Here is an 18,506-nt window from a genome sequence, read left to right as displayed (position 1 = left end):
ATCGCACCCAAACGCATGCGTTGGAGCCCTGTTGCATGCCGTCCTTGTGCTCAATGCCCCACTGACCCGAAGCCAGTTGGTCTGCTGCTGGGGAGCGCTCAAGCCTGTGGTTCAGGGGAGATCGCGCATTCTGGTGAGGTTCTCCGGCAGTGCCATGTCTTCGCCGAGACCGCTACGCACGCGCATGCAAGCTGCGCAATCTGTAGCGTCGTCTGTCTCGCTCCAGCTGCTGAACACCCCCCGAGGGGAGCCCCCGCACAAGGCCTTGGCTGTGGCGCCCAAGTGCTTGGGCCAAAGGTGAACCACCATGCCGATGGACACGGGCGGTGCATCGCCGCGCGGAGCGCTGCTCATGCGGGCTGAGACGAGTTGCTGATGCACTTCGCCTTGCTCGGTGGACGTCTCATCCCCCCGGTCAAGGATTGCAAAGCGGTCTGTGCTCATCCAGCGGCGGAGGGGTTGAGTTCGGCTAGCTTGGTGCGGGCCACGCGCGCCAGGTGAGTGAGGTCCACACCATGGCGGCGGAAGTAGGCCAGCGCCCATGCGCGCACGCCGGATTCTTTGGCCAGACGCGTGACCAGCGTTTTTTCGCGAGCCACGAGCCTTGCGATGACCTCTGTCTCGTGCAAGTCGAGTATCTGCAGCGCCATCTCCATGAAGGGGTCGCTGGCCATCGGACGAAGGTCTGCGTAGGTGAGCGTGCGGACCAACTGCCCGCTGGCTGGGCCGCTGCCTGTGTGGTCTGCGCCCTGGCGCGCGGCTTCGAAGAATGATTCCAGCCGGGCGGGGTCACAGGGCACATGCGCTTGAGTGCTGAGCATCCAGCTCAACTTGAGCGCGATCTGCGCGGCTTGCAACGTGCCCAGCGGCTGGCTGTCGACGGTGCACGAGCTCAAGCCCCCTTCGTTGAGACTGCACACCACCGTGGTGGCCAATCCCTGCCCGTTGTGGTGTGGCACGACGAACGCCAGGTGCACAGCGGCGGCCGTGTCGACAAATGGGTTGGCCGGGCCGCAGTAGTTGGCGCGCATCTCGACAACCTGCCGCAGTGAGCTGGACATGAGGTCGTGCAGCCCCTCGGTCCAGTCCATCGCCCGCGTCAGATCAACCTGGTGGATCTCGAACTCTTTGACCCAGGTGGGCACCAGCAGAAAGCCCATCACTGGCGCTGGTCGCTCGGTCGTGCGCAGGCCGGGAACTTGGGCATGTAGTTGCGCCAGGCGGCTGAGCAGGTTGCCGTAGATGATCATCTCGCGGCGAAGGGAGTGTGGACCGGGGGTGCCGGTGTCAGGTTCGGTGGCGTGGCGCGGGCGCAGGTGCTGAGTGGCCTGCAGGCAGTAGCCCTGAATCGCCATTGGAAACAGGCTGCTGTCTGGGGCATTCCAGCGCGCATCTGGCTCGACATACGCGCGGCGCGAGAGGCTTTGTTCAATGAATTCAGAAGCTGTCGCGAAAACCGGTGAAGCGTAGCCACCGCTTTCGATCCGCGCTGCGCGCGTGCGCTTGTCAATCTGACCCGAGAGTTCATCGGCCGGTACGTTCGGTTGCGACTGAAGGTTCTTGCCGTGAGGAGATGTCATGCCAATGTGCCTTCAAATGGAAACCTGCAGGCGGCATGCCTTTTGGGAGGCGTGACCTTCTGCACGAAAGCATTCAAAGATAGGGCCCACAAAGCCCCAGCGGTGCGAGCCAAATGACCGAAAACCATGCGTTGGTTTGAGTTACTCACTCCGAGGCATCTGTTCTGTTCGTATTTCTCCGGTCAACGATCACCAAGACTGGGTCAGCGCCAGAAGAATTCGATGCTCCCGGGGCTGCGTGTCTGTCGCTCCATCCACACCTGCAGGCCCGGGTCGCTGGGCGGCTGCGACTGCGTGCCAACCCGTGAGCACATGACGCCGGTGTAGACCACCATCTGGGTTTCGAACAGCCCGACCATGGCCTTGTGCACGTCTGGGTCGGTGTTGGAGCGCTGCAGCGTGAGAGAGTCGTACTGGGCGCTGAGCATGGTGCACAACTCGCTCATTGGGTCTGTGTGTTCCCTTTCCATCGGGCTCAGCGTGTTTCTGCCTGAGGTTTCGATAATCTCGAACTTGGTGGGAGAGGTTCGCGCAATCGCGGTGGCATACACAGCCTGGAGATGAACTTCGGTGCGAACGTCAACGACGCATTGGTGGCCACGGGCATAGCACAGGTGGGCGAACGCCGCCGCAGCTTGCGCCGCCTTGGTCCCGGGAAACTGCTGCTGCCACAGGCCGTTGCTGTGGATCGTTGTCAGCCACTCACCACGGTCATTGCACGAGATCACCACATGCAGGTTGAGCTCGGCGGCCGATCCTTGCAGCACTGGGAGGGCAATGTGCACATCGCGGTAGCCCTTCGCTTCGATCAGGGGCAGTGTTTGCTGCAGCGCGATCTCATGCTCCAGCAGGCGGACGATGTCAAACCGCTTGAGCACCTCATCCATGTTGATGATCTTCACGCAGTAGTCCCCCAGCCAGTAGGGGGTGATCATCACGGCCGTGAATTCGGGCTTGAGCAGGGTTTTGGGATCGAGCGAGCCATCGGTGTGGATGGCGCCTTCCAGGCACTGCTGAATGAAGTTAAGCCGCATGGTGCGCCGGCGGCGTGAGAGGGCAATGCCCAGGGGACTGTAGAGCGCGCTGGCGTGCTTGAGCCCCTTGGCCTTGAAGTGGCTCACGCCGCAGGCCGTTGGCAATATGTGCAGTTCGGACTCGCTGTTCGTGCAGGACCGCATCACGGTGATCAAGGCCTGCGCAATCTCGCTTTCATCTTTTGTGCGGTGTGAGTCATCGGAGCCGGCGCGACGTGGCCCTGCTGTGCTTGTCGTTTCTTGCATGCTTTTGTGATCACCAGGAGGGGCTGCAGGGTTGTCCTGCGCAAGTGGGTGTGAGCAGCACACCTGAGGTGATTTGAACGAATGAATCGCTGAAGAACGTTTGCATGTGGGGTGAGTTGGGGGCTGGACAACAACTGGGGATGCGCACAGACAATCAGGCTGTTCGTCTGGCGCTTGGTCCAACTTGGCGGCGTGTCCGCTGGACTATTGCCGAAACCTCAAGAATGCATCGAATCGCAAACTTATAGCTAGAAAGGGATTTTCTGATCGAAAACTGTGAGCATGCATACATACGTTTTGACGTTCTCGAATCTTCGCCAGTTTAATGAAATCTCCCATCGTTTTAGAGATCAAGCGCATCGTATGGGTTTTCAACGCGGCAAAAGATCTGATTTGGTCCCTTTAAAAGTTACTTTCTGATCTTGGCTCCGCGCGCGTTGCTTCACACGTCACCGTCACTGCTGAGAAGGACAACCGTTCTGAAGAGCGCGGCGGCCATTGGATACGTGGAGTCAAAGAGTGCGAGGCGAGGCTGACTTCACGGGAACGCTTGTCGAGGAGGAAGCTCGTCCTGGAGACACGCAAGAGCCGACGCGCGCCAACTGGCGTAAACTGGAGTGCCAGTTGGCGAGATCAGGAGTAAGCCCCATGTCCACCTCCACCCCAAAAGGGCGCGAAACAACCGCACGCACTGCCAAGGCCACCCAGGTAAAAATCGGCCCCACTGACTACGACATTGGTGTTTACAAAACAGGAGGCGAGCGCGTTCGCACCTCGGCTGGGAAAGCTCTGCCGCCTACGTCGCTCCGGGGCGTGCTGCTCGACATGAAGGATGCTGGGGTGGTGTACGTCCAAGGGTCGCGCAAGACGCCTATCCACATGAACGTGAAGCCAAATCGCCCGACGGTAGGCGACACGCTGCAGGTAGGAGGCAAAACAATCACAGTGGTGAAGAGTTTTGAAGCTCGCACTTCCAATGCCGAATTGTCTGTAGGGGACGCTGGCCCGCTTGAGCTCCACCACAAAGTGCTCGAGGGGATCGCCACAAAGTCTCTGCTGGACATGCTGGAGCGCTTCGATGCTATTCCGAAGCAGGAGTTGCTCACCGCGCTTGGGGTGAGCGAGCGGACGTTACAGCGCCATCGCGATGGGCGCCTGGGCAGTGACGTGGCCAGCGTGGCGTTGGATCTGGCTGCCATCACCGAGCAGGCCCAGAGCGTGCTGGGCTCGATGGCCGAGGCGCAGCGCTGGCTCACCACCGGCGCCGTCGCACTCAAGGGCCAGCGCCCCCTCGATCTGCTCTCCACCCGCCAAGGCGCGGACCTGGTGCGCGATCTGCTCGTTCGCATGGAGTACGGGGTCTACGCTTGACCCCGCTTCCCAGGGCGCTGATCGACGCCTACTCGGAGGCATCGGCCGCCGTTCTACGTGGGCCGCTGGGGTCGGTGCTGGGAGCCCAGGCGCTGGCAGATGTCGCTCTCAGCTCGCGTCAGGCATCACCTGACGCGCCGGGGCTGCAGTTCTGGCGTCTGGTGAACGCACGCCACGTGGACACATGGGACTCAGGGGAAGGGGCGTTTCGTGTGAGCGGGCGCTGGAACAAGGCTGGCACGCGTTTGCTCTACGGAAGTCTGGATCCGGCCACGGCCATTCTGGAAGTTGCCGTGCACAGCGGGTTCTCCGCCTTGGATGCTGTTCCGCACATGCTGGTCTGCGCTCGAATCGTTCACCCTGCCCTGGTCAAGGTGCTGCTGCCTCACTCGTTCCCCAATCCTGCATGGCTGCGCCCTGGTTCATACAGCCCCAACCAGGTTGCCTTTGTTCAGCAGGCGATGGAGTCTCACCCCATGCTGGTGGTGCCGAGCGCGGTGAGTCCCCATTCCTGGAACCTGCTGATCGATGTGGACCGCACCAAGGGCGAGATTGAGCGGGTGTCGGTGGAGGTGTTCTCGCTGGACACCCGGCTGGTGGTTGCTCCGTAACCGACCAACACAATGAAAACTCGCTCTTGAAGTTGGCCGCTCGACGCGTATCGTTCAATCAAGGGCAGCGCACCGCTGGCCACCGCGCCACAAGGGATGTGATCATGTCGATGAAATTTCAGGTTGAAGCCAATGGCTCGCCCTATGGGGTCTACGAGGCCAACGACGAGAAAGGCGCGCGCGACGCGGCCGCACGGGACGCGGGCTACAAAAGCGCGGCTCACATGATTGCCAAGTTGCAGGGCTCGTGCGAGTTGACCGCCACCGAAGTCCCTTTATCCACGCCAGTGGACAGTGAGTTTTAGGGCCGTCATGCGCTCACCCAATGCAGCGAGTAGCTTTTTGCGCAAAAGGCGCTGCATGCGCTCAAGACTCAGGCCCATGGCCGTATTGGAGTTGCGCCCCTATGCGGGCGAACTGGCATTCTGTCGAGATGGGCATCATTTAGCTTGTGCTTGGAAAAGCCGCCTTTGGATGTCGCAAATGCGCCATATTCAACCGCGTTTTCATTGGATCGCCCAGTCGAGGATTTGCGTGCAGAATCGAACCTGAATCCCAGTTCAGCGAGGCGCTTACGCACTTTCTCGGGGAAGCCTGGAAGGGCCGCTCGCAAACGAACCTTGACGGCTCGACTACCCAGCGGGACGCCCAATGAGGTCACAAATTGCGTTGGTATCTTGGCGTGTCCGTGCTCTTCTTTGAACTGCTCGACCATGCTGACAAACGCTTCCAATCTCTCATCCACAGCGTATCTGTCTGGGTGAAAGCCGAGCGCTGAGAGCTTGGCTTTCTGCTCTTCTTCGTATCCAGGTTTCTTCGCCAAAATGCGCTCTGCCTCGCACTTGGCCCACAAGGGAAAGCCATCCGGAGTCTCGTAGTTGCGCGGCACGTCACAGTGGCCATGTTGCTCGACAAATCGCTCTAGGTTTGGGATCAACTCGGCTCGTGGGAACTTTCTTCCTGCAGCGGCGACTTTCACACCCAACTTTTCAAGTGCTATGCGGCGGTCCATCGGGTAGCCGTCGAGCCTTGCAAGTTGCTTCTCACGTGTCAACCTTGTGCCCAGAGTAAAGCCGTCGTCGCAAACATATTTGATCGGGACTTTGCAGCTACCAGTCTGCTTTCTGTAGGCCTCAAGCCGCTTGAACAACTCCTCGCCCTTTTCGTCTCTCTTTCGGGTCACAAACCGAAACCCCAAGGCCTCCAGTGCGTGCTTTTTGCTGGTTGGGTATCCCTCCTTCTGAGCCCTGTTGCGCTCCTTCACGCATCGGTCTCCCAGCGGATACCCATTGGGCAACAGGTGCTTAATCGGCACTTCGCAATGCCCATGTTCTGCCTTGAATTCACGGATCATGGTGAGTATGGTCTCAGCTGCTCTTCGGGTCGGCTTCACGTCCAGATCCAACCCCAGATCGCTCAAGACTTTTCGTCTGACCTCTGAATAGTTGGCATGTTTGGCCGCCGTCTTCTCCGCGGTACACCGACTGCCCAGCGGATAGCCCGATGCAGTCTTGTATTGGTTTGGCACCCTGCAGTGGCCCTTTTCATCTCGGAAGGCCTTGAGCTTCGAAACTAGCCAGTCAAACGAACTCAGTGTCTCGTTCATCAGCCGTGTCTCGATTGCTTTGATGAATTTGTGCTGGTCGAACACCTTCCGATCGAACGCCATGGAGGCGTCAAAATCGACAGAGACCACAGAAGAAAGTCCGCAACCTGAGCCCCCTGCAGCTGCGCGGATGATGTCTTTGAACGCTTCGTCGTTTTCAGCCAATGCGCCCAGCACATCAGCAACAACAGAAAAGTCGCTGCGGAGAAGCGCCTGTTCGGCCGACTCGCCGTCGTGGAGGTTCAGGTGAAGGGGCAGCAAGATGTAGCCGCACGTCTTCTGGGGCCCCGCAAGGCGCATCGCACGCCCTGCCGCCTGCACGATGTCGATCTTGCTCTTGCGGGGATCCATGAAGGCCACCAGATCCACTGACGGGACATCCACTCCTTCGGTCAGGCAACGAGCGTTGCTGATGACCCCACGGTCGCTGGTTTTGAACTTCCGCATCACTGCCTCACGCTCGGCATTGCCTTGTTCTCCAAAGACATGGAGCCCATCTATGAGGCGAACACCGTCGTCTTTGGCCGAATCAGTTGTGTGTGCGAAGGTCTGCGCAGATGCTATGGTCCGGTGGAACGTGATGGCCTTCTTCAGCCCATATTTCTCCATGGCTCGACGCAATGCAACTTGTTTGGCCACTACCGATGCATCGACAAAGCCGTCCTTGGACTTGACCACGTATCGCGAGATATGGTCGCTCGTGATGGACGCGTCGTCGATCACCGAGATCACGATTTTGTACGGGACGATGAGCCCCCTGGCAGCAGCTTCAGCAAACGACAGCCTGTAGATTTGCTCGCCGTAGCAAGCGGTATCCGCCATGTCGTAGAACGGAGCATTCCCCTGCTTCTTGCGGACCGTTTTTGCTACCGCAACTCTGGGGGTGGCGGTAAAGAACAGGCGTTTGTCGATGTGCAGGTTGTCATCCGATAGCGCATACCCAAACGGCTTGCCCACCGCGCACGCCGTTTTGTGCGCCTCATCGAAAATCCCCAGACCGATACTGCGGTCCCCTTTGCGCCGCATTGCCATAGCCTGTCCGACTATGTGCGCTGAGTGGTAGGTGCAGAAGATCACCGCCCGGGCGTGAGGATCCTTTTTGGCATCGTTCAGGAACGCGTTCACTACCGCGGGGGCGGTGCACGTTGGGAAATCGATATCTCCTGCGCCGAGTACTACCTCATCGGTTTCTCCGGAACCCCCCTCCCCTTCTGGTTCCGTGCCTACGCTGCTGTCGGAGCACACGCACAGCGCGCGGAAGTCGCCCGCGCCCTTGTTCTGATCCCGCCATTCATGGAATACCTGTTGCAGCAGGTTGATGGTGGGCACGAATACGATGGTGCGTGTTTTGTCCATCGCCTGGGACGCCCACATTTCTACGAGCGTCTTGCCGGTGCCGCAGGCCATAACGACACTCGCCCGGCTGGCAGATCTCATGGCGTTGGTGATGGCACTCAATGCTTCGCGCTGGTGGGGGGCTGGTTTTTTGATTTTCCGGGCACGCATGTTGGATCTGCTCGTTCCGCGAATCGGGGCCGTTGAGTGCCACTGGGTTCGTTGAGGATTGATGGGGCTCCGCCCTATCGTGCCGGCCCTGGAGTCCAGCGATGCCCTGCCAACGAAGCAGAACAAGGTCGTTGACCTGCCGTTGAGGCGCGTTTACCTCCACACTGACCTCGCGTGCACCGCAACTTGATGGCATAGCGCCTGACGTACAACTGGCTCTTATCGGATATATGCCCTCGCGGTTGGCTATAACAGTCCTAATTCGGATACTTACTCGTACACAAGTTGCGTCCCCTTCGCCCTTCCATTAGAATTCATCGGTGAATTGTTATAGCCAATTTGTTTTGCTGCCATTCATTGATGGATATTTATGAACGATTTGCGCACTACAAGTGAACGCATGGTCGAACTGGGGGAGCAGATCCGCGCCCAGAGATTGCGTTTGAACCTCACGCTTGAGGACGTGGCCAAGAACGCTGGACTGTCCATCAACGTGGTGCGCAGGCTGGAAAGCGGCGAAGGCTCAACCCTTGCCTCGTTCGTGACGGTGTTGCGTGTTCTGCACCGCGATGAGTGGCTCACCACGTTGCAGCCCGCCGTGACGATTGACCCGCTGAGCATGCTGAAGAAGCACGCGCCGCGCCAGCGCGCTTACAAGCCCCGCAAACCACAACTCGACTGACCCTCCATGGCAACAGCAACGAAGACGCGACAAACCCCCTACCAGAGCGTCGACGCCGTAGAGGTCAGAGCGTGGGGAAAACTGGTGGGCGCCGTGGCGCGCGAGCCCACGAAGAACTACTACGCCTTCAAATACGCCCCGACGTGGGTGAAGAGCGGCATTGAACTGGCACCACTGCAGATGCCCCTGGCGCAGGCCCGTGAGCCCTTCATCTTCACGGAACTGCCCGAGCCGACATTCAAGCGCCTGCCCGCGCTCCTGGCCGACGCCCTGCCCGACGACTTCGGCAATGCGCTGATCGACGCCTGGTTGGCAGACAAGGGTATCGCCAAGGACGCCATCACTTCACTGGACCGTCTGGCCTACATGGGCAGGCGTGGCATGGGTGCCTTGACCTTCGGCCCCATGCGTGGGCCCAAGCCCAGCAAGCCCACCGCTGTCCATATGGGGAAATTGGTGGAAGCCGCTCGCAAGGCCGTGAAGGAAGATTTTGACGGCGAGGACCATGTCAGTGCAGCCCTCAAACAGATCATCCAAGTGGGCACCTCGGCGGGCGGTGCGCGCGCGAAGGCAACCATCGCCTGGAATCCCGATACAGAGGAAGTCCGTACAGGCCAGTTCGACATCCCTGAGGGGTTTGAAGCCTGGCTGCTGAAACTCGACGGCATGGGCAAGGACAACGCTCTCGGTCCGTCCAAGGGGTACGGCCGCATTGAGTACGCCTACCACCTCATGGCCTCCGAAGCCGACATCGACATGTCGCCCTGTCGGCTTTTGGAGGAGAACGGCCGCGCGCACTTCATGACCAAACGTTTCGACCGTGATGGCGACCAGCGCCACCACATGCAAACGCTGTGCGCCATGGCCCATCTGGACTACAAACAGGTCGCCACCCACAGCTACAACCAGCTATTCCAGACGGCAAAGCAGCTCAAGCTGGACCGTGGCGCACTGGTTGAGCTCGTGCGCCGCATGGTCTTCAATGTGCTGGCGGTCAACAACGACGACCACACCAAGAACTTCTCGTTCCTCTTGCGCGAAGGGGGGCGGTGGGAGTTGTCCCCAGCCTACGACATCACGCACGCCTTCAACCCCGACAACGAATGGATCAAGCAGCATCTGATGTCGGTCAACGGACGCTTCGACCAGATCACTTTGAGCGATGTGCGCGAGGTTGCAGATCGGTTCGGGCTGCTCGCTGAACTGCCCCAAACGGTTCATGGGATCAAGCAAGCGATCGAACGATGGCCCAGCTTTGCGAAGCGCGCCGGCGTGGACCGCGCGGAGATGGAGACCATCGCCAAACATCTCTCAGATCGCGTGACAACTTTTGGGGGTTGAACGGGTATGGGCCGCTCCTCTTTTGAAAGCACAAGGGACCTGCTTTCGGTGCCACCAGATCAGCTATCCGCCTGCCTAGCAGCACTGCATGACTGGATCCTGCGTTCCAAGCGCTTCATCGTCATAGCGGAAGCTGCCGGCGTTGACGCCTCGAAGCTCGAGATCGAACCCTTCGCATGGACACCGAATGAGAAGCGCTCCGTCGATGCTGCAATAACGCCCGACACACCGATTGAGGAACTTGGCATTCGCCGTTCTGCGGTGCACCGAATGCTCGAAATCAACATCTACCGTCTGGAGGACTTGGCGCTGGCCAGCGAAGACGAACTGATGAGGATGAAGGATGTCGGGCGAACCACAGTCGAGCAGCTGCGTGAGATGCTGGGCAAACATGGCCTCGCTTTCAAGGAAAGCGATCAACCTTGGCGTCGGGACCTGGACCGCGCAGCGGTGGCCTTTCGCACGCGAGCCGCCGAGCGCAAGTTGAGCGACCAGTCCCCAATCAGCGAGCTCGGGCTGCGGCCGGCCACAGTCAATCGCTGCCTCGCACGTGGAATCGACAGTGTCGGTGCCCTTCGGTCGCACACATTGAGAGATCTGTACGTGAAGTTCGGCAAGGCCTCGATCCGAGAGCTTGTGCAAACGCTCAGGTGCGTGGGGATGACGCTTCACTCAGCGCCTGGTGATTTGGCGCAGTGGGAATACGGCGTCCTGAACCTCAACGAACTCAAACGGCCGGGCGACGACGCTGCGGTCGAGGAACTGGCACCTTGGCTTGGCTGGTCTGTCACCAAGGCCTTGGGGAAGTCAGGGGCCACCACGGTGGCGGCTGCGCGCGAGGTTGCGATCGAAGCAAGGGAGGGCAAGTGCAGGCGCCACGGACTGGGTGCTCATGGCCAGACTCGTTTGATGGAGTACTTCGCGCTGCCGAAACCACCTATCCATAGGTCTGAGCGGGATCGCCGGCCTTCTCCATTCCCCACGCCATTCCCCGAGGACCACGCCGGCGAGTGAGTCCTTCAATGCGAAAGTGCGGATGACTCACGCCGTCTCGCTATGCGGTCAGGAATCCCAGGGATTGATCAAGCCAACGCCCGTGTTCACAAAGTCTGGCACGTTGCGCGTAACCACTGAAAATCCGTGCTCGATGGCTGTGGCCGCGATCATTGCATCGCGCTCTGAACAAGGGTTGGGCACATGTAACGAAGCGCACACGGGCGCCGTGTTCTCCGTAAACGGGAGGATCCGGCCAGCGAAAGCCACACGCACCCCAGCGAGCCAAGCGCGCAGCGCACTGCCCTGTGGCGGGGTGCGACGCTCCAGTGCGCGGATGCCAATCTCCAGCTCAAGAATGGAGATGGCGGACAGGAAAAGCCTGCTGCTGGACTGCCCTGCAGCCCATGCCCGCACCTGCGCAGACTGGTTGAGTTTCCCGTGGCGCAGCTCGGAGATGACGTTGGTATCCAGGACGAACATTGCGCCTTTCAGTCCAGCGCCGCGACGGAGAGCTTGAGATCGAACCGCGGCGGATCAAAGTCGATTCCCTCACCACCCGGTATACCGTCCATGACGTCGAGCAGCGACAACTCGCTTTGACCGGCAATGCGGTAGTAGTCCTCGATCTTGAGCAACGCAAATGCAGGACGCCCACGGTCTGTGATGAAGACGGGGCCGTCGCCGGTTGCGCGCTTGGCCGCTGAGACATCGCGTGTGAAGTCTCGGCTGGAAAACGTATTGATGCTCACGATGATCTCCTGAACCAGGACAATGTTTGTATGTTACGACATTTTGACTTGTTTGTCGTAGCCGTCCCGATTCCGCGTACATCAGAGAGTCAATCCAAAGGGGGGCCTGAGTTGCACGGCCGCTAGGACTCTACAACCCGGACAAAGCCTCAGGCGACAGTTTCGTACGGACTTCTGCCGAGGTCGATAGCGTAGACCGCCACCGGTGCTGAACCGAAGAACGCGTGCTCGATGGTCACCTTGCGCATGCCGCGCCAAGGCAGCACGATGCGCTTGTCGCGGTCCAGGCGGCCGGGATAGCCCCAGTTGACATCCTCTCGGCCCTAAAGGACCGGGATTCCTCCTGCGAGACGCTCATGTCCGAGCGCGAGAATGTTCCTGGCGGCGTTGACGTCTCGGTCGTGGACCGCTCCGCAAGCATCGCAGGTCCACTCTCTTATTCCAAGGCCTGCTCTACCTTTCGGACTGCTGTGGGGCCGCGCCCCGCAACACGAACAAGTCTGGGTTGTATAGGCCTCCGGGACCTCTACAAAGACGATACCGGCCTCACGGCTCTTGTATTCCAACATCGTCTTGAGCATTGACCAGCCCGCGTCCAGCGTGGACTTGGCCATCTTCGTCTTCACCAACTTCGCGCTGGAGACATCACCGACAAAGATTGCCGCATTGTTAGCAACGATCTGCGTGCTGAACTTGTGCAGCATGTCTTTGCGCTGATTCGCGATCTTTGAATGGATGGACTTTACCCTTCTCTTCTTCCTGGCGCGCTGGGCAATGCCCAGCCTGGTCTCCAGGGCTCGGTAGAAGCGGCCCTCGATTTTGCGGCCATCAGATGCAGTGGCGCATGTCTTCAGGCCCAGGTCGATCCCGACCGAGCTGGTCACAGGCAGCCGCGGACCCACCAGCTCGGCGACCTTGATCTGCACATTCAAATACCAGCGGCCGCGTGAGTCCTCGGCAAATGATCCGGCGCGCAGCTCGTAGCGGGCGAGCCCATAGCTGTCCCACAGCCCGAGCTTCTCGCCCGCGAAGTGGATCTGCCCTCCCTTGTAGCGCACCGCGCGGGACTTGAAGGGGATCCAGCCCAGCGAATACTTCGAGGACTTCGGGTTAGACACGCGCCAGTTGAGTCGGGCGCGCTTGAACTGGCGGCGCCTTGTGGCGTACTCCTCACACACCTGCTGGGTTGTGGCGCTGCCTACCTTGACGCCGTCGCATTTGGAGAAGCCATCGGTGAGCTTCTGGAGATCGAAGCCGCTGAGGAACTTGCCCTTCTCGCGTACCGAGCGTGCGCTGGTCTCGTTGCAGTAGTTCCAGACCATGTTCACATCACGCGCCATGGCGCGAAGCACGCTGGCGTGCTTGTCCTTGATGCGCAGCTTGAGGGTCTTGACTGTGTCCACCTGGTCAGAGAGTCTGTGTGGCCGCTTTCAGGGCGCCCAAAGCCCCGGAGCCGAACTGGTAGGCGCCCCAGGCCACAGCACTGAGCACCGCGGCATACGCGGCCGCCTCGCTGATCCTGGCCACAGCACCGATCGGGCGCAGCTGGGTGGGGTCTTTTGGGTTGAGTACCGAGCGCGGGGCACCGGTGTAGACCGGCTCCTGTGGGCCCTGCGCGCCAGCGTAGACCCCGAGGTGGTTGGAGCCGGTGTCCAGCGGGCCGCTGTCAGTGGTGGTGGACAGCATGCGGATCTCGCCTTCGAGCAACTGGATGGCGCGGGGCTCCTTCAGGCTCAGCAAGGCCTGGCGGAAAAGGTCCAGTCGATCTTCGGGTGTGAAGTGCCGCACCGTGAAAAGCCACTCGCGCAAACCGGCGTACTCGGTGTCGCTGCCGTCCACTTCGGGCAGGGGAAGCGGGTTGTTTACGGCGTCATCGACCACCTTCCAGACTTTGGCGTTGTCGTTGGCGAGGCGCCGCAGTTCATCGGTGTCCATCATGGGTGTCTCGTTCTGATTGTTCACGGTGATCGGTCTTTCCACGTTTTGAATGGTGGATTTGCTTGGGGCTTCACAGCACCGCCATGACGGCACGCTCGAAGTCCTCAAGGGTCACGACGACCTTGGCCTCACGGCGCGAAATGGCGCGGTTGAGCGCGGCCTGTGCCACGGCCTCAGCGTTGGCGATGCTCTCGTCGCCGACGATGGCGGAGAAGTCCACGTTGTGCAGCGAGGCATCCAGCGTGACTTTCTTGCGCTCGAACCAGCCCCGGAAGTGGGCATTGAGGCCAGCGGCACCAGGCTTCTCGAACACCACCTTCTCGGTGAAGCGACCACCGCGCAGCAGGGCGGCGTCGATCTGGTCGGGGTGGTTGGTGGCGGCCACCCACACCACGTCACGCACCCGGTCGCTCACTCCGTCCATGAGCGTGAGCAGCTTGTTGGTGGCGTCGGTGCTCATGGAGTTGCTGCGGTCCTTCATGAGCTCGTCGGCCTCATCGATGAAGATGATGCAGGGGCGCATCTCCATCGCCTGTGCGTAGAGCTTTTCCAGCGCCTTGGTGTCGCGCGCCATGTCAGAGCCGGTGGTGGGCAGGAAGGCCCAATCGATCTCTTTGGCGATGGCCTTGGCCGCAGCAGTCTTGCCGGTGCCTGGAGCGCCGTAGAACAGCACGCCGGTGGGCATGGTGCCGCCGTGGCTCTCGGTGTGCACGGGGTCGGCCATGCGGCCGATGAGCATGTCGATCATTTCGCGGGTGTTGGGTGAGAACACCAATTCGCTCAGGGGCTTGACGTTTTCCAGCATCACGCCCTTGCGGCCCTGGATGGAGCGCAGCGCACCCATGAATTCATCGAACCCCAGCGTGCGCAGTTCGTTGCGCTTCAGGTACGAGGGAAGTTCCTCGGTGACGGCCAGGATGCGTTTGGCCGAGAAGCCGTTCCAGCGCTGAGCCACCATTTCGACCACATCGGGCGCTGCCTTGATGTGCGGCACGTTCATCTGCAGGCCCTTCTTGAGCAGGCCCACTCGCGCTTCGAGGTCGGGGGTGGTGATCTCGATCTTGAAATCGAAGCGGCCTTCGCGCACGCCGGCACTGTCCAGGCGGTCCATGTAGTTGGTGGCGGCCACGAGGATCACCTTGGACTTGCGCAGGTCGACCATCAGCGTGAGCAGTGCGTTGACGACGTTGTTGGCATCCTTTTCCGCCCAACCAGTTCCCGTGCTGGTGCGCTCAGACAACAAAGAGTCGATCTCATCGATGAAGAATACACACGGGGCGCTTCGCTTGGCCTTTGCGAACGCGGCGGTGACGCGCTGCACCTTCTCGCCAACCCACTTGCTTTCGACATCGGCAAGCGTCAACGTCACCAGCGGCAGGCGAAACTCGCCAGCAAGTGCTTCGGCAAATGCGGTCTTGCCGTTGCCGGGACCTCCGTGCAGCAGAATTCCGTTACGGGCCTGCTTCTTTGAGGCACCTGACTGCACGATTTCGTTGGCGGCATCCTTGATGCGGTCCTTGATCTCGGCATAGCCATATATGTCCTTGAATGAGGTAGTCGGCCGAGTCACGTTGCCCACATCGGCCTGCTCTTCCTGACCTTGCACCGGCGCCTGGGCCGCTTGCTGATGGAAGCGTGGCTTGAGGTAGCCCCAACGGGTGATGATGAACGCCACGGCGGCCACGGCTGCGTAGGCATAGATCACATACCGTTCCCCTTCTGCCTTCGGGGGCGTGCCCAGCCACCAGTAGAGGTTTTGAAAGCCACACAGGAAGAGCAAGGGCTTTGAGAGCAGCCGTGCAACGGTTGAGCTGCGGAAGCGACGGCCTTGGCTGGTATAAAACTGGATAGCCTCCAGGACCAATGCGCCCACGATCAGCGCGGCCAGCAGCGCCATCACACTCTCGCCTTTGGTGTAGTCAAGGTTGTCCGGGATCAGATTTGTCGAGAGGTAGTCGGACTTGTTTGTGCCGAGCGCACCGACAAGCATCACCACAACTCCGGAGAAGCCGATCAACAAGTAGAGCGCGATGCGCTTTGCGACTTCAAGGGATGTATTGAGTATTTGATTCAAGGGGTCCTCGCCGATCTAGATTCGCACCTACCGGGGTGCTGTGCTATTCAAGTTTCACTCGCTTCAAATTATCACGGCGCGCAAGTGCGTCAAGGGATGGCGTCGCAGAAAAGTGACTTTTCTCGCGTAACCTCAGCCCACCCCCCTCGGTTGTTTGTCGTTACTGAATTTGTCCTCTCCTGCAGGCAAGTTGATTGACGTAAAGATGACAAAAAAGGGAGACCAGTGGCCTCCCTTTTTGGGTTCCTCTTTCAGCACACGGATCTGGAGTCAGAAATGCGCTGAATCTCACGGTCCAGAAGGCGGTGGTGGGGGAGGTGGTTTTGGAGAATTACCTGTAATTCCCCTCCACGCTGCGGTACCACCCTTCTTTACCCCGCTCCATGCTGCCCCACCGGCTCTCCCAGTGGTAGCAGCGCCTATATCGGCCGCTCTGTTTCCGGCCTTGCCGCCGGTACCACCGGTGAGGCCTTTCAACCCACTGAATCCACCACCTCCCGCGCTCCCGCTAAGGAGCCCCGTGGCAATCCCCGGCGTTTGCATCAAGATGAGCATTGCCAGCAGGCAAAGCAAAACGAGCATCGCTTGCGTGATCAGGTCCGCAACCATGAAGTCACCCAGACCAACCGTCTTGTCATTGATGAGTTGGCTTCTCAGAACCGCCGTCGCTGTGAGAATGGCCGAGGCGATCTTGACCATGAACGCAAACACCACCTTCATCAGGGCGGCACCAGCCAAGAACTTCAACCAGGAATCAAAGATCCATGTGGTCGGCTTGAACATGATGAATGGGACCATCACTGGCGCCAGCGCCATTGCCAGGGCGATAGAGATAAACGACATGATCACCGTGGCCATCGAGACCACCATACCCACAACGAGCAAGAACACCGCGAGCAAGGTGGTCAGGCCGTTGATGACTCGGTTGGGGAAGAGTGCGATGGTCTCCATCACCCCGTCGCCTGTCCTTGTTGGTGAGGTAATCAGGTCAGAGATGGCAAGCATCATGGGGTCAACAATGGCCTTCATGCTGTTGGTCATCCCGTCCATGGGCATCTCGCTGATGGCGGTGCCCAGTGCAGACACAAATCCCTCAATCATGGCCGGCGCTGACCGGTTCAAAAACAGATACACAAAGCCAAATGAGACGAAGATCGGCACCCATTCGGCGATCATGTCCCCGAAACCTTTTGCAGTGGCAAGCGCCTTGACCGCACTCCAGGACATCAACGCAATCAGAAAGAAGCCAGAGATCAGCGCCCCGTACTGCTGGAGCGTTTGGTTGTTCTTCAGCTTGCCAATTTCAGTCTCCACGGCATTGACAACTGTCACCACGATCTGGTCCGGCGTCATCGCAGGGCCGCCAATGGTGGTAGGAGTCTGCGGCACTCCGCTAGTGTCTGCCTGGCCGAATGAAATTCCCGAAGCAACTGCGACGAGAAGTCCCACGAACACCACCAGCAGGCGACGCTTGACCTTGCTTTGGGACAGGCTTGCCCGTTGAGTCATGACCCACGACACGAACCATTCGGCAAATGTGCCTGCGAAATGCGCAAATAGGTTCGATTCAGGCAGCGGCACTCGAATCGTCTTCATGTCTAGGCCTTACTTTGAGATTCCGCTTTTGAATGCTTCTTGCCGCTCGCGCTTCAGCCTTTCAACGGATCGGGTGTGATCGTTGAGGCGCAGTTCGTATGCCCTCTTTTCGTTTTCGCGCTCCATCTTGAGGGGGTCTTCCGCGTTGTTGACCGCAATCGACTCGGTGAGCTTTGCGTTCTGCGTTACAAGGCGGTTCATTTGCTTGTTGAGAACCTGCAAGGCGCCAGTGACGCCATTGGCTTCATCGATCTTGGGCTCGATCTCGCGCGCGAACTTGTAGTCCTCTTCCACGGCGTTAAACACATCTTGTTCATATTCAAGCCGTTGGATTGCGCGTTCGTTCCCCTGCTCGACGCGAGACTTCTCCTGCGCGTAGTATTCATCCCACGGCAAGCCTGCAAGCTGGGCTTCGGTCAGGCGCTTCTTCATGGCCGTGGTCTGCGCTCCCACTGAGCCTTGCACCCTCTGCAGGCGACCGCGGTAGGCCGAGACCGCATTGATGCGCCGGGATACCTCATCCAGGTTGCGCGGGATGTTGGTGAGCTTCTCAAGCTGCTTGAGCTCGTTGTAGTACTGCTTCAACTGGGTCTCGTACTGCAACATCGTGTTGGAGACGATGCGCGCCTGCTCGCCCGATGCCACCGCCAGTTCGATGTTGTTGGCGATCTGGGTCCATTCGGAGGAGCCACCGGTCATGGGTCCGCCAGCGTGGCCCACCAGCGTCGTGCCCAGCGCCAAGGATGCGATCAGTGCTTTGGCGAACGAGAAGGGCTTGATGAAGGTTGATTTCGTCATCTTGGCGGTCATGGAACTCTCCGGGAGGTTGTGTGGTGTGCGTGCTGCCAAACGTCGCGTGCGCTCCGGCACGCGGTCATCCTTGTGCGCGTGGGTAGATTGTTCGGCGGCGGGTGGTCGGATCACCTTGGGGCTTTGCACCCAAAACCATGCGTTGGCGCGGACTGGGGTGTGTTTCGCAATCTGAACGCCCTGCCGCTTCGGAGCCCCGGCACGAGACTCGCCCTGAAATCTCGCCTGCAGGCAGCCATCTCGGATGGCCCCGAATGCCTGCCGCGGCGGTCAGCGAGCGGCCTTCATCGGTGCTCCCTAGCCCCGTACCGGCGAAAAAAAACCACCAGTCCCTTGCGGGGCCGGTGGTTTTCGGGTTTGAGCTGC

At 59.8% G+C, this 18,506-nt stretch carries 16 protein-coding genes; 6 read left to right on the top strand and 10 right to left on the bottom strand.

What is annotated here, in order from left to right; genetic code table 11:
• Positions 1-440: 440 nt before the first annotated feature.
• Positions 441-1,580 carry a hypothetical protein gene (locus ACN4F8_RS03855; protein ID WP_291216502.1) on the bottom strand — a complete coding sequence of 380 codons (1,140 nt, stop codon included), beginning with the start codon at positions 1,578-1,580 and terminating at the stop codon, positions 441-443.
• Between the two features lie 203 nt (positions 1,581-1,783).
• Positions 1,784-2,758 carry a hypothetical protein gene (locus ACN4F8_RS03850; protein ID WP_159608982.1) on the bottom strand — a complete coding sequence of 325 codons (975 nt, stop codon included), beginning with the start codon at positions 2,756-2,758 and terminating at the stop codon, positions 1,784-1,786.
• A 750-nt stretch (positions 2,759-3,508) separates the two neighbouring features.
• On the opposite strand from ACN4F8_RS03850, the gene ACN4F8_RS03845 reads away from it, so the two are divergent.
• The 3 genes from ACN4F8_RS03845 (at position 3,509) to ACN4F8_RS03835 (ending at position 5,147) form a co-directional block, all read left to right on the top strand.
• Positions 3,509-4,231, top strand: coding sequence for an antitoxin Xre/MbcA/ParS toxin-binding domain-containing protein (locus tag ACN4F8_RS03845; RefSeq protein ID WP_159608949.1), 723 nt, complete (start codon positions 3,509-3,511; stop codon positions 4,229-4,231).
• The gene (locus ACN4F8_RS03840) at positions 4,228-4,842 is read left to right on the top strand and encodes an RES family NAD+ phosphorylase (protein WP_291216506.1); all 615 of its coding nucleotides are present in this window, start codon (positions 4,228-4,230) and stop codon (positions 4,840-4,842) included. Before ACN4F8_RS03845 ends, ACN4F8_RS03840 begins: the two co-directional genes overlap by 4 nt.
• A gap of 104 nt (positions 4,843-4,946) precedes the next feature.
• Complete coding sequence (locus ACN4F8_RS03835) at positions 4,947-5,147, top strand: hypothetical protein (RefSeq protein ID WP_159608948.1); 201 nt, start codon at positions 4,947-4,949, stop codon at positions 5,145-5,147.
• Between the two features lie 68 nt (positions 5,148-5,215).
• Here the strand turns inward: ACN4F8_RS03835 and ACN4F8_RS03830 are convergent, their stop codons facing one another.
• Positions 5,216-7,954 (bottom strand): DEAD/DEAH box helicase, encoded by a 2,739-nt coding sequence (locus ACN4F8_RS03830; protein ID WP_159608947.1) that lies wholly within the window; start codon positions 7,952-7,954, stop codon positions 5,216-5,218.
• Positions 7,955-8,354: 400 nt separating this feature from the next.
• On the opposite strand from ACN4F8_RS03830, the gene ACN4F8_RS03825 reads away from it, so the two are divergent.
• The 3 genes from ACN4F8_RS03825 to ACN4F8_RS03815 are packed head-to-tail and all read left to right on the top strand — an operon-like array spanning position 8,355 to position 10,991.
• Positions 8,355-8,636: a helix-turn-helix domain-containing protein gene (locus ACN4F8_RS03825; RefSeq protein WP_159608946.1), complete on the top strand. Its 282-nt coding sequence runs from the start codon at positions 8,355-8,357 to the stop codon at positions 8,634-8,636.
• A gap of 6 nt (positions 8,637-8,642) precedes the next feature.
• Positions 8,643-9,977, top strand: coding sequence for a type II toxin-antitoxin system HipA family toxin (locus tag ACN4F8_RS03820; RefSeq protein WP_159608945.1), 1,335 nt, complete (start codon positions 8,643-8,645; stop codon positions 9,975-9,977).
• Positions 9,978-9,983: 6 nt separating this feature from the next.
• Entirely contained in the window at positions 9,984-10,991 is a 1,008-nt protein-coding gene (locus tag ACN4F8_RS03815) for a helix-hairpin-helix domain-containing protein (RefSeq protein ID WP_159608944.1), read from the top strand.
• 48 nt (positions 10,992-11,039) lie between these two features.
• On the opposite strand, the gene ACN4F8_RS03810 is transcribed toward ACN4F8_RS03815, so the two are convergent.
• From ACN4F8_RS03810 to ACN4F8_RS03780, 7 genes are all read right to left on the bottom strand, one after another.
• Positions 11,040-11,453 carry a type II toxin-antitoxin system VapC family toxin gene (locus ACN4F8_RS03810; RefSeq protein WP_159608943.1) on the bottom strand — a complete coding sequence of 138 codons (414 nt, stop codon included), beginning with the start codon at positions 11,451-11,453 and terminating at the stop codon, positions 11,040-11,042.
• A gap of 8 nt (positions 11,454-11,461) precedes the next feature.
• Positions 11,462-11,722: a type II toxin-antitoxin system prevent-host-death family antitoxin gene (locus tag ACN4F8_RS03805; RefSeq protein ID WP_159608942.1), complete on the bottom strand. Its 261-nt coding sequence runs from the start codon at positions 11,720-11,722 to the stop codon at positions 11,462-11,464.
• 323 nt (positions 11,723-12,045) lie between these two features.
• Entirely contained in the window at positions 12,046-13,125 is a 1,080-nt protein-coding gene (locus ACN4F8_RS03800) for an RNA-guided endonuclease InsQ/TnpB family protein (RefSeq protein ID WP_201450094.1), read from the bottom strand.
• Positions 13,126-13,129: 4 nt separating this feature from the next.
• A complete protein-coding gene (locus ACN4F8_RS03795) occupies positions 13,130-13,684 on the bottom strand; it encodes a hypothetical protein (protein ID WP_419472351.1) in 555 nt (184 codons plus the stop codon).
• A 46-nt stretch (positions 13,685-13,730) separates the two neighbouring features.
• Positions 13,731-15,734, bottom strand: a complete 2,004-nt coding sequence (locus ACN4F8_RS03790; RefSeq protein ID WP_419472350.1) for an AAA family ATPase — start codon at positions 15,732-15,734, stop codon at positions 13,731-13,733.
• 288 nt (positions 15,735-16,022) lie between these two features.
• Complete coding sequence (locus ACN4F8_RS03785; RefSeq protein WP_419472349.1) at positions 16,023-17,330, bottom strand: type IV secretion system protein; 1,308 nt, start codon at positions 17,328-17,330, stop codon at positions 16,023-16,025.
• Positions 17,331-17,339: 9 nt separating this feature from the next.
• Positions 17,340-18,140 (bottom strand): hypothetical protein, encoded by an 801-nt coding sequence (locus ACN4F8_RS03780; RefSeq protein ID WP_419472348.1) that lies wholly within the window; start codon positions 18,138-18,140, stop codon positions 17,340-17,342.
• Between the last annotated feature and the right edge of the window lie 366 nt (positions 18,141-18,506).

The sequence above is a fragment of the Hydrogenophaga sp. genome (genome assembly GCF_048549895.1).
Taxonomy (GTDB): domain Bacteria; phylum Pseudomonadota; class Gammaproteobacteria; order Burkholderiales; family Burkholderiaceae_C; genus Hydrogenophaga.
Note: the sequence above shows the minus strand (reverse complement) of the source record. Positions and strands in the feature narration are given on the sequence as shown.